The 23,446-nt window shown below is 59.8% G+C and carries 22 protein-coding genes and 2 tRNA genes; 10 read left to right on the plus strand and 14 right to left on the minus strand.

Annotated elements, in window-relative coordinates; genetic code table 11:
- The first annotated feature begins 17 nt into the window (after positions 1 to 17).
- On the plus strand, positions 18 to 1,460 hold the full coding sequence (locus tag ACOYNB_RS03885) for an HlyD family type I secretion periplasmic adaptor subunit (protein WP_422837807.1): 1,443 nt from the start codon (positions 18 to 20) through the stop codon (positions 1,458 to 1,460).
- A 6-nt stretch (positions 1,461 to 1,466) separates the two neighbouring features.
- Here the strand turns inward: ACOYNB_RS03885 and ACOYNB_RS03890 are convergent, their stop codons facing one another.
- Together ACOYNB_RS03890 and ACOYNB_RS03895 are read right to left on the minus strand one after the other, a co-directional pair.
- Complete coding sequence (locus ACOYNB_RS03890) at positions 1,467 to 3,389, minus strand: bifunctional diguanylate cyclase/phosphodiesterase (protein WP_422837808.1); 1,923 nt, start codon at positions 3,387 to 3,389, stop codon at positions 1,467 to 1,469.
- A gap of 23 nt (positions 3,390 to 3,412) precedes the next feature.
- The gene (locus tag ACOYNB_RS03895) at positions 3,413 to 4,042 is read right to left on the minus strand and encodes a transglutaminase-like cysteine peptidase (protein ID WP_422837809.1); all 630 of its coding nucleotides are present in this window, start codon (positions 4,040 to 4,042) and stop codon (positions 3,413 to 3,415) included.
- A 231-nt stretch (positions 4,043 to 4,273) separates the two neighbouring features.
- On the opposite strand from ACOYNB_RS03895, the gene ACOYNB_RS03900 reads away from it, so the two are divergent.
- Positions 4,274 to 6,112: a TolC family outer membrane protein gene (locus ACOYNB_RS03900; protein ID WP_422837810.1), complete on the plus strand. Its 1,839-nt coding sequence runs from the start codon at positions 4,274 to 4,276 to the stop codon at positions 6,110 to 6,112.
- Positions 6,113 to 6,198: 86 nt separating this feature from the next.
- On the opposite strand, the gene ACOYNB_RS03905 is transcribed toward ACOYNB_RS03900, so the two are convergent.
- The 7 genes from ACOYNB_RS03905 to ACOYNB_RS03935 all read right to left on the minus strand — a co-directional run bounded on the left by ACOYNB_RS03905 (position 6,199) and on the right by ACOYNB_RS03935 (position 11,587).
- Positions 6,199 to 6,909 carry a glutamine amidotransferase gene (locus ACOYNB_RS03905; protein ID WP_422837811.1) on the minus strand — a complete coding sequence of 237 codons (711 nt, stop codon included), beginning with the start codon at positions 6,907 to 6,909 and terminating at the stop codon, positions 6,199 to 6,201.
- A gap of 29 nt (positions 6,910 to 6,938) precedes the next feature.
- Positions 6,939 to 7,484, minus strand: a complete 546-nt coding sequence (locus ACOYNB_RS03910) for a hypothetical protein (protein ID WP_422837812.1) — start codon at positions 7,482 to 7,484, stop codon at positions 6,939 to 6,941.
- A gap of 153 nt (positions 7,485 to 7,637) precedes the next feature.
- Positions 7,638 to 7,728: transfer RNA gene (locus ACOYNB_RS03915), tRNA-Ser, on the minus strand.
- A 39-nt stretch (positions 7,729 to 7,767) separates the two neighbouring features.
- Complete coding sequence (locus tag ACOYNB_RS03920) at positions 7,768 to 8,916, minus strand: branched-chain amino acid ABC transporter substrate-binding protein (protein WP_422837813.1); 1,149 nt, start codon at positions 8,914 to 8,916, stop codon at positions 7,768 to 7,770.
- Positions 8,917 to 8,977: 61 nt separating this feature from the next.
- The gene (locus ACOYNB_RS03925; protein WP_422837814.1) at positions 8,978 to 9,577 is read right to left on the minus strand and encodes a hypothetical protein; all 600 of its coding nucleotides are present in this window, start codon (positions 9,575 to 9,577) and stop codon (positions 8,978 to 8,980) included.
- Positions 9,574 to 10,011 carry a DNA polymerase III subunit chi gene (locus ACOYNB_RS03930; protein WP_422837815.1) on the minus strand — a complete coding sequence of 146 codons (438 nt, stop codon included), beginning with the start codon at positions 10,009 to 10,011 and terminating at the stop codon, positions 9,574 to 9,576. The genes ACOYNB_RS03925 and ACOYNB_RS03930 overlap by 4 nt, the downstream gene beginning before the upstream one ends.
- Before the next feature lie 22 nt (positions 10,012 to 10,033).
- Positions 10,034 to 11,587 carry a leucyl aminopeptidase gene (locus tag ACOYNB_RS03935; protein ID WP_422837816.1) on the minus strand — a complete coding sequence of 518 codons (1,554 nt, stop codon included), beginning with the start codon at positions 11,585 to 11,587 and terminating at the stop codon, positions 10,034 to 10,036.
- Between the two features lie 42 nt (positions 11,588 to 11,629).
- On the opposite strand from ACOYNB_RS03935, the gene lptF reads away from it, so the two are divergent.
- Genes lptF through ACOYNB_RS03955 form a run of 4 tightly spaced genes read left to right on the plus strand, consistent with a single transcriptional unit; the run spans position 11,630 to position 15,288 of the window.
- Positions 11,630 to 12,748, plus strand: coding sequence for an LPS export ABC transporter permease LptF (gene lptF, locus ACOYNB_RS03940; RefSeq protein ID WP_422837817.1), 1,119 nt, complete (start codon positions 11,630 to 11,632; stop codon positions 12,746 to 12,748).
- On the plus strand, positions 12,745 to 13,902 hold the full coding sequence (lptG, locus tag ACOYNB_RS03945) for an LPS export ABC transporter permease LptG (RefSeq protein WP_422837818.1): 1,158 nt from the start codon (positions 12,745 to 12,747) through the stop codon (positions 13,900 to 13,902). The genes lptF and lptG overlap by 4 nt, the downstream gene beginning before the upstream one ends.
- 7 nt (positions 13,903 to 13,909) lie before the next feature.
- Entirely contained in the window at positions 13,910 to 14,287 is a 378-nt protein-coding gene (locus tag ACOYNB_RS03950) for a sirohydrochlorin chelatase (RefSeq protein WP_422837819.1), read from the plus strand.
- Positions 14,288 to 14,313: 26 nt separating this feature from the next.
- The gene (locus ACOYNB_RS03955; RefSeq protein ID WP_422837820.1) at positions 14,314 to 15,288 is read left to right on the plus strand and encodes a CysB family HTH-type transcriptional regulator; all 975 of its coding nucleotides are present in this window, start codon (positions 14,314 to 14,316) and stop codon (positions 15,286 to 15,288) included.
- A gap of 3 nt (positions 15,289 to 15,291) precedes the next feature.
- Here ACOYNB_RS03955 and ACOYNB_RS03960 read toward each other — a convergent pair whose 3' ends face one another.
- From ACOYNB_RS03960 to ACOYNB_RS03975, 4 genes are all read right to left on the minus strand, one after another.
- The gene (locus ACOYNB_RS03960) at positions 15,292 to 17,445 is read right to left on the minus strand and encodes a type IV pilus assembly protein FimV (RefSeq protein WP_422837821.1); all 2,154 of its coding nucleotides are present in this window, start codon (positions 17,443 to 17,445) and stop codon (positions 15,292 to 15,294) included.
- A gap of 51 nt (positions 17,446 to 17,496) precedes the next feature.
- Positions 17,497 to 18,147 carry a hypothetical protein gene (locus ACOYNB_RS03965; RefSeq protein ID WP_422837822.1) on the minus strand — a complete coding sequence of 217 codons (651 nt, stop codon included), beginning with the start codon at positions 18,145 to 18,147 and terminating at the stop codon, positions 17,497 to 17,499.
- Positions 18,148 to 18,182: 35 nt separating this feature from the next.
- Positions 18,183 to 18,259, minus strand: a tRNA-Arg gene (locus ACOYNB_RS03970).
- A 56-nt stretch (positions 18,260 to 18,315) separates the two neighbouring features.
- A complete protein-coding gene (locus ACOYNB_RS03975; protein ID WP_422837823.1) occupies positions 18,316 to 20,646 on the minus strand; it encodes a heavy metal translocating P-type ATPase in 2,331 nt (776 codons plus the stop codon).
- Positions 20,647 to 20,748: 102 nt separating this feature from the next.
- On the opposite strand from ACOYNB_RS03975, the gene ACOYNB_RS03980 reads away from it, so the two are divergent.
- The 4 genes from ACOYNB_RS03980 (at position 20,749) to ACOYNB_RS03995 (ending at position 22,504) form a co-directional block, all read left to right on the plus strand.
- A complete protein-coding gene (locus ACOYNB_RS03980) occupies positions 20,749 to 20,958 on the plus strand; it encodes a heavy-metal-associated domain-containing protein (protein WP_422837825.1) in 210 nt (69 codons plus the stop codon).
- A 116-nt stretch (positions 20,959 to 21,074) separates the two neighbouring features.
- Positions 21,075 to 21,944 carry an alpha/beta fold hydrolase gene (locus ACOYNB_RS03985; protein ID WP_422837826.1) on the plus strand — a complete coding sequence of 290 codons (870 nt, stop codon included), beginning with the start codon at positions 21,075 to 21,077 and terminating at the stop codon, positions 21,942 to 21,944.
- 100 nt (positions 21,945 to 22,044) lie between these two features.
- The gene (locus ACOYNB_RS03990; protein WP_422837827.1) at positions 22,045 to 22,254 is read left to right on the plus strand and encodes a hypothetical protein; all 210 of its coding nucleotides are present in this window, start codon (positions 22,045 to 22,047) and stop codon (positions 22,252 to 22,254) included.
- Between the two features lie 16 nt (positions 22,255 to 22,270).
- Positions 22,271 to 22,504, plus strand: a complete 234-nt coding sequence (locus tag ACOYNB_RS03995) for a cysteine-rich CWC family protein (protein WP_422837828.1) — start codon at positions 22,271 to 22,273, stop codon at positions 22,502 to 22,504.
- Between the two features lie 114 nt (positions 22,505 to 22,618).
- On the opposite strand, the gene ACOYNB_RS04000 is transcribed toward ACOYNB_RS03995, so the two are convergent.
- Positions 22,619 to 23,392, minus strand: a complete 774-nt coding sequence (locus ACOYNB_RS04000; protein WP_422837829.1) for a lytic transglycosylase domain-containing protein — start codon at positions 23,390 to 23,392, stop codon at positions 22,619 to 22,621.
- Between the last annotated feature and the right edge of the window lie 54 nt (positions 23,393 to 23,446).

A 23,446-nucleotide genomic window follows, 5' to 3' on the forward strand; every position in this document is an offset into this window, starting at 1 on the left:
GGCCAGGAGTGCGCAACATGAAACCCATTCTGAACGCCGGACACAAGGTCATCACGCTGCTGGAACGCATCCGCGAAGGCATTGCCCCGGTCACCGACAAGCTGCTGGACAGGCTGACGGGTGCTCGAGTCGATGCCACAGCTGCAGCGTTGGGCGGCATGCGCGACTTCGAGCAAGAGGCCGATGCGGTGATGTCCACCACCGGGACCTATCGCGCACAAACACTCGTCAGGAGCGCGGTGTTGCTCACCGCCCTCTTGCTGATCTGGGCATCGCTCGCTGAAATCGACGAGGTGACCAAAGGCGAGGCCAAGGTCATCCCGTCTCGCCAACTGCAGGTGATTCAGTCTCTGGACGGTGGCGTGGTGTCGCAGATTCTGGTCAAAGAGGGCGACGTGGTCGAGGCTGGCCAGTTGCTGCTCAAAATCGACGAAACACGCGCCAATTCAGGTGTGCGAGAAAGCGCGGCGCAGGTCTTCTCACTACGCGTCAAGCAGGCCCGACTCAAGGCCTTGGCGGAAGGAACCCCCTTCGTCCCGCCGTCTGTGCCATCGGACGACCCCGAGGCCCAGCGCATCGTCGATGAAGAACGCCAGCTGTATGACTCACGCAAGTCAGAACTGGAGGCGCTGGTTTCCATCAGTCAACAACAACTGGCTCAACGTCGGCAGGAGTTGAGCGAAGCCACTGCGCGGCGCACGTCCGCCACACGCAGCCTGGATCTGGCTCAACAAGAACTGACCAAGACCCGACCTCTGCTGACCAGTGGCGCCGTTTCAGAAGTGGACATACTGCGCCTGGAGCGAGATGTGAGCCGCGCGCGCGGCGACATGGAGCAAGCGGGGGCTCAGGCTGCTCGCGCGGAGGCAGCCATCATGGAAGCCACCCGCAAGATTCAGGAAACGGATCTGTCATTCCGCAACGATGCCCGCAAGGAATTGTCGGACGTACTGGCGCGCCTGAACGCTTTGACGGAAGGCGCTGTCGCGCTGGCCGACAAGGTGGACAAGTCGCAGGTGAAGTCCCCCGTCCGAGGTCGTGTGCAGCGCCTGCTTGCCAACACGGTGGGTGGCGTCGTGACACCCGGCAAGGACATCGTCGAGGTGGTTCCCCTTGACGATGCGCTGGTCCTGGAAGCGCGTGTTCAACCCAAGGACATTGCGTTCATCCACCCCGGCCAGGCAGCCACCGTGAAATTCACGGCCTATGATTTTTCGATTTACGGCGGTCTGGATGCCGTCGTCGAAAACATCAGCCCTGACACCGTGACCGACGAGCGGGGTGTCAACACCTATTACGTCGTTCGTGTGCGCACCAAGAAGACCAACTTCAGCGAGAAGATGCCCATCATCCCGGGCATGACGGCCGAAGTGGACGTCCTCACAGGCAAGAAGACCATCCTTTCTTACCTGCTCAAGCCGGTCCTCAAAGCGCAGGCTTACGCCATGCGCGAGCGCTGACAGGCCTCAGGCCGTCAAACGCACGGCCGGCCCCGTCATGCCATCAATACCGCATTGGCGAAGCGCAAAGATGTCAGCAGTCTCAGTCACACCCTCTGCGTAAACCTGCAGCCCCAAGCCATGCAGCATGCTGACCGTTGCTGAGACGAAGGCTGCACGTGACGGATCGTGCGACACGCCCTGCACCACTGAAGGGTCCAGTTTCACGTAATCTAGCCCGGCTTCGAAGAGGAAATTGATCTTTGCCAGACGGGCGCCGGCATGCTCCAGACCAATGCGCGCGCCCAACGGCCGAAGTTGCTTGCACAGTTCGCGCACCAATTCGAACCGTTCCACAGCGGCTGTCTCTGCGACTTCCAGCCACAGCAAGTGTGCCGCGTCCGGTGCACTGGCCAGCAAGGCACGTACGCGTGGCACGAAGCCGCTGTCGAGCAACGAAGCCGGAGACAAGTTGATGCCGCGCGGTTGCTGATCCTCTCGGATTGCTTCAATGGCCATCGTGACAGCCAACTCGTCGATTTGAGAGATAAGGCCCGAGCGCAGCGCCATGGGCAGCCAATTGGCTGCGGGCTCAAAGTCGCCATTCACATCCAACTGCAAGCGCATGGGGCATTCGTGATGCACCAACAGCAAAGCCCGATCCACCACGGGATATTGCACAAGCTTGGCGCGACGTGCCTCCACCGAATCTTGCAAACGCGCCCGCCAGGCATCTTCACCCATCACGGAGCCCGCTCCGCCATCCGGCAACTCGGCAACCTCCACCGAGAAGGCGCCACGCGACTCTGCCTGCGCCAGCGCCGAGTCAGCCGTTGCCAACACCTGCTGAAGCGACGTCCCACGTACCCACTGAACACCGCCAACGACCACAGCTGCATTGACCGCTTGCTGCACAAACACCTGACGCAAAGCATCGGCGTAATCCATGGCAGAAGGCAAAGGCACATCGTCGGTGGTCAGGCACACCGCAAAATCGCCGCCATTCAGCCGTCCGTGTACGGCGCCCGTCACGCCACTGGACACCTCCACAATGCCCTTGGCCAGCCGTTGCAGCAAATCGTCTGTGGTGCGATGCCCCAGTACGCGATTGACTCCGGCCAAATCCATCAGCCGGATCAGATAAAGCACGCCAGAGCCGGAGCCCTCCTCCTTGCTGAGCTCTGCCCCCACCTGAGTCATGAAGTAGCGACGGTGAGACAGTCCTGTGAGCGGGTCACAGTGAGCCTGCTGACGCAGTTGTTCAACTTGGGATGACTGTTCATCAAACGTCGACTTCAAGCGCACAACCACGGCGTTCATGGCCCGGCTCAAGCGCGCCAACTCCGGCACACGTGGCTCCGCGACCGTGACGAAACGACGCTCCATCAGGGCCTGCGCTTGATTGACGGTGGCGTCCAGAGGACGACGAATGCCTCGTACACCAAAAGTCGCGACAAGCCCCGCCACGCCCCCTAGCAAGGCCAGCAAGCCAGCGGTTTTGACCGCCCCCTGCCACAACTGACCATGCGCAAAAGCCGAATGGCTCACCACCTCGACCGAGCCCAATGCACGCCATCCGTCAGAGACCTGCGCCACACCTGCCAAAGACTCCACAGGCATCAACTGAATGAACCACTGCGGCGCTTGCTCACGCACAGTCTGCGCATCAGCTTCGCGGCTGACCACCAGACGACCGGCTGCATCCTTCAGCGCGATGCGTTGATAGAAGCCCGTGTCGAACATGGCGGTCAACGCCATTTCCATTGCCACCTGATCACCGTGTTGCTGAGACAGCGTCAAGGCCAGCGATTGGGCGTTGTCTGCGTTTTTCAAACGCAACTGCGTCTCCAGATAAGAGCGAGACGAAACCATCCAGACCGCAAAACTGCCGAAGAACGCCAACAACAGCGTGACCAGCAACAAGACCCAGATCTGACGTATCAAGGACATAAACACTCCACTCACGCGGCCTGTCAGGGCCACCAGCCTTCATTACGGGCTTTCAACAACACTTCGCGCCAACGAGACAAGCGCGCCGAGGGATCCCCTGCACTGGCCCCGCCCACGCCCTGCCACAAACCTTCCGCGTTGAAACTGAACACGGGAGTCAGGTCAGGACGTCGCGAGGCAGGACGAATGTCGGTGATCAGGTTATCCAGAATCAATGGCTCGGCATTGGGCTCTGCATAGTAAGCGAGCACCATGTGTGCCACGACGCCACCGCCCAGTTGTGCACGAACGTACACCAGTCGCATCTTCACTCCGGGCACACCCGCTGCCAGCAAGGAAAAATACTTGGCGATGGCGAAGTCTTCGCAGTCGCCCGCCCCCTTTTGCAGGGTCTCAAGTGGCGACGCCCAGTAATCCGGTACCTGCCAGATCTCGCGATCGTCTCGATAGAGAATCTGGCGATTGAAAAAGGTGTTGACCACTTTGAGTCGCTCCAACTCATCGCCAGACATCGACTCTCGCACTTCCTGACTCAAGGCTTGCGCACGCGCAAACGTCATCGCCCCCAGCTTCTGAGCTTGGGAGAGCATGCGCACGCTGTCCCAAGCCAGCGCGACCGAGACCAGCTGCCCCGCGATAAGCAAGATGACCATTGCCCACGCCGCAACGGGTCGAGCACAAAATGCTGCACGACGACCGAGAGCTTTGACGTGGAATAAGTCGAAAAGACGGAACACGTCTTTCAATCGGCTGCTGTGGCAAAAACTTGACCCCCTTGACTCAATGACCACGAAGGAAGCGTCCTTGAAACGATTAGTGACAAAATACGTCGTCCTGCGTCAAACCCGGCGCATTGAGTCACTTTGGTTGTACCCACGAGGCATATGAACAAAAAGATGATCAAGACCGGCCTAACAACTCTGGCTCTTGCTTGCGCAGCGCTGGTCGCACAAGCCCAAGGCACCGCCCCGACAGGTCTGGCTGAAGCGGTTCAGAAAGCTCTCGACAGCAACCCGGACGTGACGGCGCGCCTGAATTCCCTCCGTGCAGCCACCAACGAAATTGACGTCGCTCGCGGCGCCTACCTGCCCAACATCGACCTGTCGGCCAGCGTGGGACGTGACCAGGATCGCATCACGAGCAGAAATCCCCAATCGCAAAGCCTGTCGCGCAATGGCGTGGCCTTGAGTGCCAGCCAGATGCTGTGGGATGGCTTGGCTACCCGCAAGGAAGTTGAGCGTCTCAGCCACGCACGCCTGACACGTTATTTCGAATTTCTGAGCGCCACAGAAGACACTGCGCTGGACGCCACGCGCGCCTACATCGACGTGCAGCGCTACCGCAAACTGGTGGCCTTGGCTGAGGACAACTATGTCCAGCACAAATACGCCTTTGATCAACTGCAAACCAAGTTCAAGGCTGGAGTCGGTCGCGGCGTGGACTCCGAGCAGGCGAACGCTCGCCTGGCACTGGCAGAGTCCAATCTGACCACTGAAATCGCCAACCAGCACGACGTCAGCGCACGCTACCTGCGCGTCGTGGGCGAGGCTCCGACGGCACGCATGCCACTGGATAACGGTCTGGATCGCAACATCGCGCCCACCAATGCCGACACCATCAACCAGGCACTTGCCCACCATGCCGGCATCAGTGCTGCGGTTGAAAACCTTCGCGCCGCAGAGGCACAAGCCAAGGGTGCTGAGAGCCGATATCAGCCCACGGTCGAGGCGCGTGTCCGAAGCGGCACTGGTCGCAATTTCGACGGCGTGCAAGATCAGAAGCGCGACACCTCAGCCGAAATTGTTCTGAATTGGAATCTGTATAACGGCGGTTCTGATCGCGCGCGCGTGCGGCAGTATGCTGACCAGATCAATCAAGCAGCCGATCTCCGTGACAAGACTTGCCGGGACGTTCGCCAGACCGCAGCCATTGCGTACAACGACATCCACAAGCTGCAAGAGCAACTGAAGGCGCTTGACCGGAACGTTCTGGCCATCGAAAAAGCCCGCGACGCTTACCGTCAGCAATTCGACATCGGGCAGCGTAGCCTGCTGGACCTTCTGAACGCCGAGAACGAACTTTACACAGCGAAGCGCGCTTACGCCAATGCCGAGTTCGATCTGATGCTCGCTTACGCGCGTACACAGGCATCGCGACACAATCTGACGACTGCGCTGGGTCTGTCTCCGTCCAAGGGTGACGTGCCGGAAGGTGCGAAGGACTGGCAGTCTGCCAGCGAAGCCTCGCAACGCTGCCCTGTGGTGGCCATTGATGTAGCCAACACCAGTCGTGCAGAGTTGGACGCTCGCGCTCGCAAGTTGGCAGGACCCGCGATTGCGGCCCCAGCCGAAGCGCCTGCGCTCCAACCTGTGACATCGACACAAACCCAGGCTGCCGACACGGTGGGGCAACGCCTGCGCACCTGGGCTGAAGCGTGGATGTCTAAGGACCCCGCCCGCTATTTCAGCTTCTACGCTGAAGGCTTCACCCCTTCTCGCTCCACGCCCGAAAAATGGCGTGGTGAGCGCATGCGGGCTCTGAGCAAGCCCGGCGCCATCGACGTGAAACTGGACAACATCAAGGTCACCTCCACAGGCGACGAGGTCACCACATCGTTTACCCAGACCTACACGTCGAGCAACTTCCAGGACAAGACCGCCAAGACACTGACCTGGAAGGAGCTGGGCGGCAACTGGGTGATCGTGAAGGAAAGCAATCGCTGATCGGGTTGCGCGCAGTCCACTGCGCATATCCTCAGCAAAAGCAAAAGGCGCCCCTGGGCGCCTTTTGCTTTTGTATTGGCTCCGCTCTATTTCACCAAGCCCGTTTGAACGAGCCATTGCGTAAGACACAAGCTCCCCTGCTGCGCCAGTTGCCGACTGAACAGTTGCCCGTCGGCTCGCAATTCAGGCACATCGATGCAATTCGCCGCCAACTCGCAAGCATGCCCCACCAGCCAACGCTCCAGCGTGTCACCGAGGACTTCTGGGTGGCACTGAAACGCCAACACATGTGCACCCAGGCTGAAGATCTGATGCGCACACAGGTCAGTGGACGCCAACAAAGTTGCCCCCTCTGGCAGGTCAAACGTATCACCATGCCAATGCAACATGGACGTTGCCACACCGTCCAGATGCGCCACTGCAGAGCAGCGTCCAGCGTCCGTGAGTTGCAGCGGCTTCCAACCAATTTCCTTGGCTGCCCCCGGGTACACACGAGCCCCCATTGCGCGTGCGATCAACTGCGCGCCCAAGCAGATCCCCAAGGTTGGCAATTGCCGTTCAAGTCGAGCCTGCAGCAAAGCCACTTCGTGCCTGAGGAACGGATAAATGTCCTCTTCGTAGACGCCGATGGGGCCACCCAACACCACCAACAGGTCCGGCGCCACAGCATCCACGGCAGACAAATCGTCCACACACGCGTCCACATAGGTCACATCAAAGCCATGATGCTGAAGGACTGTCTCAAACGAACCCAAATCTTCAAAGGCCACATGCCGAATTGCCAACACTGACTTCATTGCATTCCTCTCGTGTTGGAGCGATTCTGTCAGGCCTTGGGCAACTCTTCGAATACCCGCGCTGCAAACAGGTCCGCCCGCTCAGAGCCAGCCACGTTTGCTATTTCTTGGCGACATCGGAGCAGCCATGCGTCCATCGAGCCCCGATCGACCACATCTCTGGACGCCAGACGAAGCGACTCATCCGCACGACCCAAGATGCGCGCCAACTGGTCTAAAGCGTAAAACTTGGCGGCAGCCAGGGACTTCTGCTGCGGTACGGCAGGTGCTGCCGAGGCCGGCGATGGCAAACACTCGTCGTCCGGTTCGGCCGCAGGTAGCGCCATGCGTGACGACAGTCGGCGCTGCTGAGCATTCGCTGTCACACAGGGGCGCACAAAGCCACGCTCCATCAAGGCATGGACGTCCTCGACCTTCAGAGACAGCGCTTTCATGGCGGGTAACAAGTCTCGCAAAGGTCGCTTGCCGTCCATCATGATCAACAAAGCGCGCATCGCCGCATCCAGCGCCACACTGCGCCCTCGAATCACATCCCACGCAAGGTCAGTCTTGGCGTACGGTACCAACAAGTCCACATCAGATCTCCCGCAACAAACTCAGGCAGGAATATCTGGCGCCAACATGACAGCTTCGCGATAAGCCCTCATCGTCGCTGGCTCATTGCGTCACGCTGACCACAAGCCAAAAACAAAAAAGCCCAAGTGAATCAATCACTTGGGCTCATGTCTTGGCGGAGAGGGCGGGATTCGAACCCGCGGTAGGCTATTAACCTACACACGCTTTCCAGGCGTGCGACTTAAACCGCTCATCCACCTCTCCGTGGAAGCCCTCAACTATAGCAAGTTTTTGAGGACTTCTTCAATTCAGTGTCACTTTCTTGCCATCCTTGTAGACATACAACGTCATGGCCGGATTCTTCAGATCCCCTGAAGGCTCGAACATCACCTTCGCAGTCACACCTTGGTAGCTGGTGTCCGCCAGCTTCGGGGCGTACACCTTGGGATCAACCGAGTTGGCGCGCTTCATTGCATCCACCAGCACCATGGTGGCGTCATAGGTGTAAGGCGAATAAACTTGGAACTGCTTCGGAAACTTTGCGTCGTAGCGTGCGCGCCAAGTCTTGCCGTTGGGCAACTTGTCGAGCGACGCACCGCCCACGGCGCAAATCACATTTGACAGTGTCCGCGCACCACTCGACAGGTCAACCAGCTTGTCCGTGCAAATGCCATCGCCGCCGAACAGATACGTCTTGCTCAGACCCAGTTGCTGCATTTGTCGCAACATGGGTCCGGCTTGTGGATCCATGCCGCCAAAAAAGATGCCGTCCGGCTTCTTGTTCTTGATGGCTGTGAGGATGGCCATGAAATCAACGGCTTTGTCGTTGGTGTATTGCTGACTCACCACCTCGAGCCCCAAGCTCTTCGCTGTTTTGGCGAACACCTCGGCAACACCCTTGCCGTAAGCCGTGCGGTCGTCAATGATGGCCACTTTCTTGAGCTTGAGGGTGCTGGCGGCATACTGCGCCAACCCGGAACCCAAGGCATTGTCATTGGCCAAAACGCGATAGACGTTCTTGTATCCCAGTTGCGTCAGTTCGGGATTCGTGGCCGAAGGGCTGACCATGGGAAGCCCGCATTGGCTGTACACCTTGGCTGCAGGAATGGTCGTACCAGAATTCAGGTGCCCGACCACGCCATTGACCTTGGCATCGCACAGTTTTTGCGCCGCAGCGGTGCCCTGCTTGGGATCAGCGGCATCGTCTTCGGCAACCAGCTCAAAACGAACCTTCTTGCCACCGATGGCCACACCTTGAGCGTTCAGCTCATCCACCGCCATACGCGCGCCGTTTTCGTTGTCTCGCCCATAGTGAGCTTGAGGACCGGAGACCGGCCCCACATGCCCGATCCGGACCACGGTTTGTGCTTGCACACCGGTTGACGCCACAAGGCTCGCCATCACGGCACCGACAGTCAATGCGAACCGATGCATATTCACAGAAGAAACCATCACAAAACTCCTGGGTTGGATATGGCGTTCAAAGCCAAGGTTCAGTGCGAAAAAGAATGCGTCAACGCTGCCGAAGTTTCGCGACTTCCTGCGCCACAGCACGGCTGACCACATCACGCATGGTGCTGGCCAATTCATCACGCAAATCGCGGACCAGCGCCTCGGTATGCCGCGCCATCACGGGCGCCATGGCTTCGCGCAAACGAAACTCCAGCATGCTGTCGATGCGTCGCTGGACGTCAACCATGACACGCTGCGTCAGCGCCCCCTCGTCGATGTCGACATCCACGCCCCCCATACTCACAGAGTCTTCTACGGTCTGTGGAGCCTCCGCCTCGTCAACCGACTGCTGCGCAACTGTCTCTTCAACGGAGACCGTTGGCACCTGCAACAGGGGCTGAGGTTCCTGCGTCAACACCAACTCACCCGACTCCGGCGAAATCTCGTCGGCAGACACCACCGAGTCCAAAACCGGCAAGATCACAGTGGACATGGGTGTCCAGGCAGGCGTGGGATCCTCGGGCAAACCGCGGGTCACGATCAACTGCGGTGGATCCAACAGATCCGCACCCGGCGGGGGCGCTACCTGCGGCGCATCAATTTCGATGACCTCTGTCAGGAGTGGCACCTGAGCAGGATGAGGTTGTGAAGACTGGTTCATTCCTGAATTTCGTGGGGGTTCACTTGCCAGCCCTGCCCGGCATAAGCCTTCCAGCGCTGACGACCAAGCTGCCGATCTTGCTCTTCGCTGGAAACAATATCAAAGACCCGTGGGTAGCGGTCCATCCCCTCGGGAAGGCTCTGACCAATGTTGATCAGGATACGGCGCTCTCCGGGGGCTTGACGCGGGTCCTGGGTCAACCAGATGGCTGTTTCCAGCAACCGATCAGGCATCGCCTGCTCACTGGTGACCAAAACATGAGGCAAGAACTCCACGTCATCAAAGACCCAGAGTTGCCGGTCCAACGCCTTGAGATCAGGCAACGCGCCAGTCACGGCAACCGACGCACCTGACCGGTAGGCTTTGCGCAACAAGCGGCAGGCGTAGCCGATCTTGTCGCGCGTGCCGTAGTGAAACTCGACCGTACCCAACACAACGACAGGCCCTGGACGTCAATCAAGCCGCGCGCCGCGCTGCGGCCTTGCGAGCAGGCGCCGCCTTCACCTTGCCAACTGCCTTGGCCACTTGCGGCTTCAAGGCATCCTGACCCGCCTCAGCTTGCCCCAGGATGAATTGCATCAGCAACCCGACAGGACGCCCCGTACCCCCCTTTGCCGCCCCCGACTTCCAGGCAGAACCAGCGATGTCCAGATGCGCCCAACGATAGGCCTTCGCAAATTTACTCAGGAATACAGCAGCGGTGATGGCCCCACCATCTCGCCCGCCAACGTTGGCCAAATCGGCGAAATTGCTCTTAAGGCTTTCACCATATTCATCGTCCATGGGCATGCGCCACGCGGTGTCCTGCGATTGTTGACCGGCACGCAGCAAGGCCTGGGCCAGTTCATCGTCTGACGAGAACAGGCCACTGTGCTGGTGACCCAAGGCCACCACACAGGCGCCCGTCAATGTGGCGATGTCCACCACCACCGCTGGTTTGAACCGCTCGGCATAAGTCAGCGCATCACACAGGATCAACCGACCTTCGGCATCCGTGTTCAAAATTTCGATGGTTTGACCGGACATGCTCGTCACCACGTCACCGGGCTTGGTCGCGGTGCCGCTGGGCATGTTCTCGCAGGTCGGGATCAACCCCACCACATTGACCTTGGGTTGCAATTCCGCAATGGCGCGGAACGTACCCAACACACTGGCGGCCCCACCCATGTCGTATTTCATCTCATCCATTCCTGCACCGGGCTTCAGCGAAATGCCGCCAGTATCGAAGGTGATGCCCTTGCCGACCAAAACGACCGGCGCTTGCGCAGCCGAGGCGCCTTCGTAGCGAAGAATGATGAACTTGGGAGGCTGTGCCGACCCGTTGGTCACGGACAGGAAGGAGCCCATTTTGAGCTTTTCCAGGGCCGGACGATCCAACACCTCGACCTTGACGTGCTTGAAGGTCTTGCCGATTTGGCGCGCCTCGTTGGCCAGATGCGTCGGCGTGCAATAGTTGCCAGGAAGATTCCCTAACTCACGCGCCAACGACACCCCTTCGGCGACACCGCGGGCACGGACAAGCGCGGATTTGGCTGCACTCAACTCATCGGTGCTGCACAGCAGGGAGACCTTCTTCAAGGCCACAGGCTTGGGCGCAGAAGGCTTGGTCTCTCGGAACACGTATGTGCCTTCGGCCACGGCCAGCACCAGCGAGTGTGCATGTTCTGAAGAAATGTTCAGGCCCGGCGCTGCCGCCACGGCAATGTGGGCCACGCCGAGGTCTTTCACCGCACCCACACCTTTGAGAACAGCTGCTTTGAAGGACTTGGCAGATTCATCCGCCGCGACCACCAACAGCACACGAGCTGCCTTGGCACCAAGCGGACGATGGATATAAAGCGAACGCCCGGCTTTCAAGGAAAGATCGCCTGCGCCCACGACATCTTTGATCACAGAATCCAAAGCCGGATCGCCGGTCACACTCTGCTCTGGCGTGAGCACCAAAAGAAGCGCGTCGACATTGACCTGAGAAAGAGCGGGCCCTTGGGCCACAGATGCGCGGTAGTCCATGCAGTGAAAGTCCATAATGGACGACTAAAACAGATTCAGACAATGTTATTCGATTCCTCCTTGCGCCGTGAACTCTGGCGCAGTTTTATCGGCACGCTGGTGGTCCTGATGACCGTGGTGGTAACCATGGTGCTCATCCGCATCCTGAGCCAGGCGACCAAGGGGGCACTGGCCCCGACGGACGTCGGTCTGGTCCTGAGCTACACCGTGATTGGTCAGCTGGCCGTTCTGCTGGCATTGGCATTGTTTGTGTCGGTGGTGACCGTGCTGAGTCGCATGTGGCGCGACAGCGAGATGGTCGTCTGGCAGGCCAGTGGCGCACGCCAGTTCGACTTCATCGGCCCATTGGCGCGCATGGCTTGGCCAGTGATTGCGCTGCTGGCATTCACCACCCTCGTCGCGCGCCCTTGGGCTCAGAATCAAACAGAAGTCATCAAGCGCCGATTCGAACAGCGCTCCGACATGGCGCGAGTGGCCCCGGGTCAGTTTCAGGCGTCCGCCAACGGCAAGCGCGTCTTTTTCATCGACAGTCACAGCGATGGACAACAGGTCGGGCGCAATGTGTTCATGGTGTTGACTGCTGAAAGGCAGGAGGCCGTGATCACGGCCAAGGAAGGCAACCTCGTCAACGAAAAAGGGTTGCGTTATCTGATCCTGCGTCAGGGTGAGCGCACGCAAACCGACCTGGAGACCGGCAGCAAAACCCTGTCGCGCTTTGAATCTGCCAGGATCTTGGTGGGGGACGCACCCGACCCGACCCTGACAACCACCGATGTGCGCGGGCTATCCACCCCCGAGTTACTGATGCTTGGCGACAAGCAAGCCACTTCCGAGCTGGTCTGGCGATTTGGTTTGATCTGGGCTGCATTCAACATGGTGCTGGCCGGTTTGAGCCTAGCGTCCGGGAACGCGCGCCGCAACAGCAGCTGGAACCTGGTCTACGCCTTGCTCGTCTTCGTGGTGTACTTCAACCTGCTGAGCCTGAGTCAGTCCTGGGTGGCCAAAGGCAAACTGCACTGGTTGGCTTGCTTAGGCCTGCTACACGGCGGCTTGACGATCGGCGCCCTGCTGGTCATCTGGTGGCGTGACGGCGCCACCCTGCCCGGTCGCGCAGTGAAACCGGCTGCGACACTTGCGACACCAAACGGGGGAACCGCATGAGAACCGTGCGCAAACTGATTTATCGCGCGGTCATCCGACAAGTCGGCATGGTGGCGCTGGCCTTCTCCGCACTCTTTTTCTTCATCGATTTTGTGGAAGAGGTTCGCAAGTTGGGCAAAGGGGGCTACACGACCCTGGATGCCATGGTGACGTGCCTCTACATGCAAGGCGCGCACTTCTACGACATCTTTCCAATCTCGCTGCTGATCGGCGCCATCATTGCCCTGGCCCGCTTGGCGCAGACCTCAGAGTTCACCATCCTGCGGACCGGCGGCCTTGGCCCTGAGCGCGCGCTTGGACTGCTTGCCGTGCTGGGCCTGCTGGCGGCAGGCATGACCGTGGCACTCGGCAACTGGCTGCTTCCCTGGACAGAGCACCAACTCTCACTGCACAAGTCGCTTTTTGGCTCACAGCAAGGGCTGAGTCTCGGGACGGGGGGCACCTGGCTGCGTGAGCAACGACAGGTGCCCGAGGGGCGTCACACCATCACGGTCAACGTCGGCGCGGCCACCAGCGACAAAGTGCTGGGAGACATCAGAATTTTTGAGTTCGACAGCTCGGGGCGTTTGCTGCGTCGCGTGTCTGCCGAAGCGGCGCAAATCGAACCATTGAATGCGCCCAACACCGGGTCGGTGTGGCACCTGACACAGGTGAAAGAAACACGCTGGACCGCAACAGACCGGATCAGCGACGAAGCCGTTCAGCGAGGTGAGCCCTTCGTGGCGGAGTCTCAGCTTGACACGATGGCATGGGAGAGCGGCCTGACCCCTCTGGTGGTTGCCGCGTCCGTTCTTCCCCCTGACACCATGTCGGCTTACGCGCTGTGGCATTACACGCAGCACTTGGCGAGCAATGCTCAGGCCGCTCAGCGTTACGAGTCGGAATTCTGGAAAAAAGTCTTCTACCCGGTGGTTTGCCTGGTGATGGTCGCGTTGGCGCTGCCCTTTGCCTACCTCCATGCCCGAAGTGGGGGCATGAGCCTGAAGATCTTTGGCGGCATCATGCTGGGTATCAGTTTTGTTCTGGCCAACCACATTGCCAGCCATTTGGGACTGTTGCACGATTGGCAGCCTTGGCTTGCGGCGGCTGCGCCCAGTCTGTTTTACCTGTTACTGGCCATGAGTGCATTTGCATGGCTGGTCCGATACCGCTGAGCATCCCATGACCCACACCGGCATCTTGCTGTTCGCACACGGCGCACGCGACCCCGCCTGGTCTCGCCCATTTGAAGCCGCCGCCCGGACCTTGAAAGCACAAGCCCCCGAACAACGCGTAGCACTGGCTTTTCTGGAGTTCATGACGCCAACCCTGCTGGAAGCCGGCGCTCAGCTCGCTCAGGAGGGCTGCCAGTCGGTGACCGTTGTGCCTCTGTTCCTTGGAGCTGGCGGACATGTTCGAAAGGACTTGCCCCGACTGATGGACGAATTGGCGCAAGCTCACCCCGGCGTGGCTTGGCGCCTCAGTCCCGCCGTCGGAGAAACCGACATCCTCATCGAAGCACTCGCCACCTCAGCGCTTTCGCTCGCTCGCGCAAACTGAGCTCGTCTCGGTAGCCACCATCCGCCATGAACCTGCATCAGTTTCGCTTCGTCCACGAAGCGGCCCGCCGCAACCTGAATCTGACTGAGACAGCCAAGGCGCTACACACATCTCAGCCAGGCATTTCCAAGGCCATCCTGGAGTTGGAAGAAGAGTTAGGCGTGGACATTTTTGTTCGCCACGGCAAGCGCCTCAAGCGAGTGACCGAACCCGGTCAGCAGGTTCTGAAATCGATTGACGTGATCCTTCGGGAGTTGGGCAATCTCAAGCGCATTGGCGACGAATATGCCAAGCAGGATGCCGGCACCTTGTCGATTGCCACCACCCACACCCAAGCACGCTACGTTCTGCCTGAGCCGGTTGCGGCCTTGCGCAAGAAGTACCCGAAGGTGGCCGTCAGCCTGCATCAGGGCACGCCCGAACAGGTCGCTCAAATGGTTTTGGACGAGGTCGCTGACATTGGACTGGCCACTGAGTCGCTCAGCGATTTTGCCGACCTGGTTACCCTGCCGTGCTACGAGTGGCAACACGTGGCCGTGATACCTGCGACGCACCCGCTTGCCAGCGTTCCGCGCATCACGCTGGAACACCTGGCCGCGGAGCCCTTGATCTCATACCACCCATCGTTCACGGGTCGCAAGCGCATTGACATGGCCTTTGCCCACCGCGGCATGCATCCGAATGTCGTCTTGGAAGCCATCGACGCCGACGTGATCAAAACCTACACCCGACTGGGGCTAGGCATCGGCTTAGTCGCCGAAATGGCGGTGAAAGACGACCCCACGATGAACACACCAGGCGCCGAATTGATCTGGCGCCCAGTCGGTCACCTGTTTGGCGCCAACCTGGCCCGCATCGCTTTCAAGCGCGGCGCCTACCTGCGACAGTTTGTGTTGGCATTTGCCGAACTGATTTCGGATCGTTTGACCCGCGCCATGATCCTGCAAGCCATCTCAGGCCCCGGCACGCAGGCCCCTATGGGAAGCGATCACGGCCTCTGAGCCTTACGGCTTGGGTGGAGCCTGCACATCAGGCAGGTCAATGTGCTCGAAATCAATCGAGCCTGGCGCAGGTACAGAGCCCATTTTCCGCGGTTCGATGATTTCCAGATCATCGAGTTGAAGATCCAGGCTCAGACTTGGTTGGACTTCTGGCATGGCCTTGACCGGGCGCGTTGCCATCAACGGCTCCATGTCTGCCTGCGGAGGCACGGGAACAGGCAGCGGGATCGTTGACAACATCGCCCCACCCTGCCTTATCACAGGCAGAATCAGGTCGACGCGGTTGCGCGACTCGGTATCACGCTCAGACAAATCCCGAGCAATGGCGTAGAGGAACAACAACTCGCGGTACGCCGGCAACTCAAACGTGTCGGCACCGCTTTCAGGTCGCGTCAACGACTTCTCCAGCACTTCCATGGCTTGCGCAGGCGTCGCCCACAAAGCCTGCAATCGCTCTAGGACGCCTGGGTAATCGTCCAGCGTGTGGCCGTGCTGGAGGTCGGTCTCCCAAGCTGGCGCATAGGCATTGAAGCGCTGATTGAAGTCTGACTGAACGCGCTCGTAATCCTCTCGGCGCCCAAGGCGGCGATAGATCTCCAGCAGCTTGAGGAACGGAAGCGGACTCGCCCCACTTGCGCTTTGAACATGCGACTCCAGCAGGTCAACCGCTGCGTCGTCCTGTCCCAATACGATGAAGAACTCTGCTTGCTGCTCAAGGTCGATCAACTCTTCTACCGACACGGCACGCAACGACTCTTGCTCAAAGCGGCGAGGCGCCCGGCCATTGGACACCACTGACGGAGCCGGAGAGACGGGCTTCTGCGTCGCAGGTGCTGGCTCAGCTGCCACCAAGCGCACATCGTGGCTTGCCACCCCCGGTGCCGCAGATTCTCGGGCAACGGGTTCTGCGGCGGGCTGCATCCTTTCGACAGCGCGCGGCGCCACTACAGAGGCCAATGCGGGCGGCTCGATGACAGCGTCTTGACATGAAGCTGGCTCGCCAGCAGGCTCCAGGCCCGCAGCGGGCACAGAGGCAGCCTGCTGTTGCCACCAAGCCTCATCCAGGCGTTGACGACGACGCAACTGGTTCCACATGTAACCCGCCAAACCCATGGTCAACAAGCTGAGGGCACCCAATCCGAGTATCCACAGGCGCTCACCGCCGGCATCCGGCTTGTTGACACGGGCCTCCAGTGCTGCCACGGTGGCACGTGCCGTGTCTCCATCCTTTTGGAGTTGAGCCAAGCGCTGCTCCAACTCTTCCAGATGCTTGCGATTGCGCGCCAACTCTTCCGTGGAGGCACTCAGGGCCTGCCACAGCGCAGCGGCTGCAGCACGCCGCGCCAGCAGGTCTGGCGACTTGTCATCTTCCTTAGGGGGAGCATCCATGCCGGGCACCATGCGCAAACCCGGCACGTTGGTCGCATCGGCCTCGACCGGATCCAACACCAATCGTCCGGACTCGACCTTGGGTACTTTGGGCGCAGGATTCAAAACCAGCGAGCGTCGCGCCTTGGCAAGAGGTGACTCGACGGGTGCATTCGGCACCGACGCAGCAGCGGCTGCCACACTGGCCGCATCCGGCATGTCCGGTGTCGCCGCGGATGAAGCAGCCCCAGATGTTGAGGGCTTGACCGTCTTTTTGGGGGGCGACTTCGGGCGCACTGGCCGGACGACTGGCGCCGTTGGCACCGCCACAGCCGAAGCAGGCGCGGCATCTCGCCCAGTCTCTTGCGTGCCTTCTGGCGCATCAGCCCCCCCCACCGAACTCATGCCGGGAGGATCCGCAAACGCTACAAACTTGCGAGAAATCTTGCCTTGGCAACCGGCAGTCAGTGTCACCGTCACCACAGGCTCGTTCACCACCCGGCCGGTGGTGATCTTGAGAACACGCTCACCACCCGAGGTCGATTGAACAATGACCAGAACGTCTGCGGCAGGCAGCTTGTCCTCACCGAACAGCACTTCAGCCCAGACACAGCTGTCATCCACGTCTTCGCCAGACTCAAGGCGCAGGGGGACCTTGACCCGCAGGGGCTCTCCCAGAATGGCATGGCTACTCGGGCGTCCGAAGCCCAAGCCGTGAGACGCCCCGGGCGTCAGAGCGAATGTGGTTCCAGCAAGAACTACGGCCGATACCCGCTTGATCTTATTCATATCGGTGCATCACAAGGCCTAAGTTTTCACTCTAGCATGAAGCTGCATATTTCACGCTGCGGCACGCAGTCTGTCGGCCAAGCATGAAAACAACTCTCCAACCAATTTCAGCTGGGCAACTTCCAAAGGCTGTCCGGACATCCGTGCTGTGAGCATCCCCCGATTCAGGGTGATCACCAGCACCAACGCATCACTCCACCAACAGTCGGCGGCTCGGTCGAACGCCTCAATCAACGAAGCATCAAACCATTTCTTGGCCAGTTCACCTGCATTGCAAAGCAAGGTAAATCGACGATTGAGTGTGGCTGATTCCGCCACACTGACCTTGGGGTGGATGGCTAGCCAGCGCATTTCGTCTGGCAAGGACGTATCGACCTGCGTCTGCATGGCATTGGTGTAGCGGCTGAATACATCCGATTCCAGCGTCTGCGCCAGAACCTTTGTCAGCAACACCATCTGAACATCGGACTCCACACCAGTTTCACAGCGAAAGCGCAGTTCACTGCCAACGATGTAAGGGCGCTGGGAGGTGCCCCACTCCACACGCCAACCTGCTGCGGATTCGACCGCATAGCCTTTGCCACCCGCATGCTTCACGTGCTTGAAAGCATGTCCTTCAGCTTTGGCCCAATTGGCCAAAACATGGGCAGCTTTATTGGACTGTGCGCCCGCACCGATCAAACGCTTGATGGAACCAAACATGTAGAAGGCGAGCCCTGTGGTTGTTTGAGTGCCGCTGGCCTGCCAGGAGGGAGTCGAACCCCCGACCGCCCGCTTAGAAGGCGGGTGCTCTATCCAGCTGAGCTACTGGCAGTTGGTAACCGAAGTTTACGCCATGCATCAAGGATCACTCGCCAGAGCAAGCCCTTGTCACATAGGCGAGACACCCTCCGCGGCCCCCCTTCGGGCCGGACGCCAACGAGACAGCAGCAAAGCGTTGGTGACAACACTGACACTACTCAGGGCCATTGCGGCACCGGCCAGCATCGGGTTCAAGCCGCCAAATGCCGCCAGCGGAATCCCGATGACGTTGTAACCAAAGGCCCATAAAAGGTTTTGACGGATCTTGGCAGCCGTTCTGCGAGACACATCGATGGCCGCCGGGACCAGCAACGGATCACCACGCATCAAGGTGACACCCGCGGCCTGCATGGCAACGTCCGCCCCTCCCCCGGCATTGGCCATCGCCATCCCGATGTCAGCGGCAGCCAGTGCGGGTGCATCGTTGATGCCATCCCCCACCATGGCCACCACCTTGGGTGCGGTCGATTCGGCACCTCGCAGTTGCTGGACACAACGGGCTTTGTCTGAGGGGAGAACTTCCGCCCAAATATGTTGAATACCCAATCTGGCCGCCATCATCTGGACCGATCGAGCCCCATCGCCGGAGATCAGCGCCGTTTGAACGCCCATTCGGTGCAGCTGCGCCACCGCATCTGCAGCGCCTCGCTTGAGGTCATCACCAAAGGCAAACCCTGCCACGGGCAACCAACCATTGCTCGGCTGCTGTTGGAGCAGAACGGAAACGGTTGCCCCTTGTTCTTCAGACCACTTGCGCTCAAATGCCAAGACGTCGTCGCTTTGTGCCCCCAACTCCCTGACCCATCGCGCACTGCCAAACGCCCAACGCTGTGCGTCCGAGCAAACCACAACGCCCTCAACGCCTTTGCCTGCCACCACGGTCAGGTTCTGGACGCGTACCACATCGGCAGGCCCCTGCCCGCTTTCGAGCGCATACGCCACGACCGCCTTGGCCAGGGGATGCTCGCTCCCCGACTGCAAAGCTGCCGCCAGATGCAAAGGCTGAGGCCATGCTGCACCGCTATCTGCCCAGGCCTCGAAAGCCAAGACTCGCGGTGCACCCCGAGTCAATGTCCCGGTTTTGTCAAATGCCACGATCTGCACTCGGTGCGCGGTCTCCAGCGCTTCCGGATCCTTGATCAGAATGCCCTGCCGAGCTGCCGCGCCGGTCCCAGCCATGATCGCCGCCGGTGTCGCCAACCCCAGCGCACAGGGGCAGGCAATCACCAGCACAGCCACGGCACGCATCAGAGCGACATCCACCGACTCACCCGCCACCCACCAGCCTGCGCCAGTCAACAAGGCCACAAGCAAGACAGTTGGCACAAACACGGCAGACACCTTGTCCACCACACGTTGAATCGGGGCCTTGCTGGCTTGAGCATCCACCACGCTGCGGATGATGTGCGCCAGCATCGTTTGCCCGCCAACGGCGGTCACGCGCAGGCGGATCAGTCCGTCCACGTTCATACTGCCGCCGGTCAGTTTGTCGCCGACCGACTTGCTGACCGGAAGGGGTTCACCCGTCAGCATGGACTCGTCGACATGGCTTGCTCCCGCCGTCAAGGTGCCATCCACAGGAATCCGCTCGCCCGCCTTGACGATGAGTTCGTCGCCCACGACCACTTGGCGCAATAGCACATCCACCTCGCCATCAGGCCCCACTCGACGAACGGTCCCCGGACGCAATGACTGCAAAGCTCGAATCGCGGTCGTGGTTTGACGCTTGGCGCGGGCTTCCAAGGCCTTGCCCAGCAGCACGAGCGTGATGACCACGGCAGAAGACTCGAAATACAGATCCGGCTCAGTATGCCCGCCATGCGCATGACCTGACTGGGACCACCAAAGCCAGCAAGAAAGACCCCATGCCGCAGTGGTACCCAGCGCAACCAACTGATCCATGTTGCCGCTGCGATCCTTCAAGGCCGACCATGCTGCTTTGTAAAAGCGAGCACCCAGAATAAATTGCACGGGGGTCGCCAGCACGAACTGAACCCATGCCGGCCAAAAATGATGCGCCCCAAAAAACATGGGCACGACCAGCGGAATGCTGGCCGCCAGCCCCACGCATACCGCCCCCCATACGGACCACCAAGACACGGGCTCGTCATCAAGGGGGGCATCGGATGCCTGGTGATGTGCGACGTACCCGGCTTTGGCCACAGCGGCGATGAGTGCTTCAGTCAGAGATTCAGCATCAGAGGCGTTGGCATCATCAGCAGCAGGACGGACTGTAGCGACCTCCGTGGCGAAATTGACCTGCGCATCATTGACGCCGGGCACTTTTTTCAACGCCCGCTCAACGCGTGCGACACATGCCGCACAAGTCATGCCACGCACAGACAGCTCGATCGAGTCTGATGCCACGTCTTGCTTCAAGGTTTGCTCATTCGACGTCATGCCGCCAACTCAAATCGTTTCACAATACATCCCGGAGTATCCATTGACCGCACTTGCGCACGCGGTCGACACCCTATCGCCAACAGAGGCTTTGGAACCGCCATGAGCACCACCAACACTTTTCAATTTACCGTTGATGGCATGAGCTGCCAACACTGCGTCAAAGCAGTGACGCAGGCCATTCAAGCACAAGATGCCGGCGCAACCGTCGCCATTGACTTGCCCAGCAAGCAAGTCACCGTGATCACCACGCTGTCGCGTGAAGACGCTGCAGTTGCGATTACCGACGAAGGCTACAACGTCACCGCCTGATACGCCCCATCTAAGGGGGATGATGCGCCAACCACGGGCAAGTCCTCCCCCGCCCACTGCCGCACGCCGTTTCATGATGACGCGTTTTAAACGTGTGGTCACAACGGAACTGCGACATGCCCATTCCATCCCAGATCAGCTGGCCTTTGCGGCAGGGCCACTTGAGTGCATGCGGCATTCAAACCCGTGTCTTACAAGGTGGCGCAGACCTCAAAGCCACAGAAGCCGTGGTGTTTGTGCATGGCAACCCTGGTTCATGTGCCGATTGGCGCTATCTGATGGAGCAGACGGCCCCGCTGGGACGCGTCATTGCGATGGACATGCCGGGGTTCGGGCAAGCCGACAAGCCAGACGAGTACCCCTACTCGGTCGAGGGCGGCGCAACATTTCTGGGTGAGGCGCTCCGCCAACTGGGCGTGCTGAAAGCGCATCTGGTTCTGCACGATTTTGGTGGCCCATGGGGACTGATGTGGGCCGCGATGAACCCCTTGAGCGTCGGCAGCATCACCTTGATCAACACTGGTGTGCTGAAGAATTACCGATGGCACTTCATGGCTCGCGTCTGGCGCACACCGGTTTTGGGTGAGTTACAGATGGCGCTGACCAATCGAATCGGGTTCAAGGCGGTCATGCGGATTGGCAACCCAAGAGGGCTACCTGACGAATTTCTGAATCGCATGTATGACGAGATGGACGCCGGCACCCGCCGGGCAATTTTGCGTTTGTATCGTGCAACCAGCGATCTGCAGGAAAAAGGCGAACTGCTCAGCCGCATGCTGAAACCTCATGGCTTTCGTGCGCTGGTCATTTGGGGGGCAGCGGACCCTTACATCTCCGTTGCGCACGCCAAGCAACAACGGGAGACTTTCCCCGGTGCCGAGGTCGTGACCTTGCCTCAAAGCGGCCACTTTCCGTTTGCCGATGACCCGATGGGGGTCGCAAAGGCCCTCATCCCATTCATGCAGAAGCAGCTAGGGACCACCTAGACCTGGCAGCAGATGGGAACATAACCCGCAAGCCCGGGATACACAATTTGTCACAGAAAGCGCAAACTGATCGGTACAGGTAGTTTTGGGGAGATCAGCCATGCACAACAAAGATCAGCAATGGTGGCAGCAAAAGTATGACGAGTCATCGGGGTTCCATTCGACCAATTCGTACGATTCTCGACTGATGACGCACCAGACTCGCCGCAAGTCTCGGCGCAAAGCCAAAGGAGGTTCGCTTTGGCTGGTGGTGCTGACCGGCATGATCATGATTGCCGTCGCGGGCGTGCTTCAATGGGCACCTCATTAAGCATCACCGCCCGATTTTGAGTTCATCACCCCAAGCCCTACCCAACCACGCCTGTCCAATCTGCGGTGGCCCGAACGCCTGTACCCCGGCAAGCTGTGGCGATCTGTCGCAGCCGTGTTGGTGTCGCACCGTGCACTTTCCTCCATCGCTGCTCGATCGCGTGCCACCGAGCCAGGAGGGCCAGGCCTGCATTTGCCAGGCATGCGTCCGTGAAGCAGACGATGTATCTCAACCCAAACCGGGTTCGTGATGCGTGCTCATTTTTGAGGCAGGCTAAGTTCACCCCTAGGGGAATGCCTCATTCATCACACTTTGCCCCGATCTTGCCAACACACTTATCCACAGAAAACGGGGATAAGTTGAGTCAAGGTCTGAGGCCTGCGTCCTTGAGCACGCGCCAGACATAGGCGCGGGTCTCAAAAAATGGGGGGATGCCACCGTGTTTGCGTACCGCCCCCTCACCCGCGTTGTACGCGGCCACGACCCGCACGAGGTCACCACCAAAATGACTGGTGAGCCAGCGCAAATAGGACAGTCCACCACGGATGTTTTGTTCCGCATCAAACGGATCCCGCACATTGAACCGAGCGGCGGTTTCTGGGATCAACTGCATCACACCGATGGCATTCTTGGGAGACACAGCCTGCTTGTCGAAGTTGGACTCGACACCGGCAATGGCCTGCGCCAGCCGGGGATCGACCCCGTATTCGGGCGCCAATTTCGCGACCATCGCGGCCACCTTGCGTTTGACAGGCGGGAGTTGCTGTCGATAGCTGGCCTCGGCAAAGTCCACACTGGCCTCGTATGCCTTGTCGTCCATCAGACAATTTGGCATGGCTTGCCGACCATCGGCCAACCCACTGGCCATCAAAATCTGACCGGCCTGTTCATGCCCCAATTCTCTCGCGTGAAGCAGGAAGAACTTGGCCTGCACAGGGTCGCGCACACCCTCAGGGCCTTTTGCCTTGAGCAAGCCGCTTCGGTAATGGCCTTCCGCGCTGCCATAGCGGGCAGCCTCGCAATACAGGGCAACCGCCAAAGCTTCGTTGCGCAAGCCCGTGCTGCCCTTCTCTGCAGCCCAAGCACGCTCCAGCACCGCACGGACTCGGGGTGGCTCTGCGGACCACTGCGAAGGCATGGGTTCAGGCGGCAGCTGTGCGGCGGTTCCCAGAACGGGAACGCTGCACAGAAA

It is taken from the genome of Aquabacterium sp., assembly GCF_049317225.1.
In the GTDB taxonomy this organism is placed as follows: Bacteria; Pseudomonadota; Gammaproteobacteria; order Burkholderiales; family Burkholderiaceae_C; genus Aquabacterium.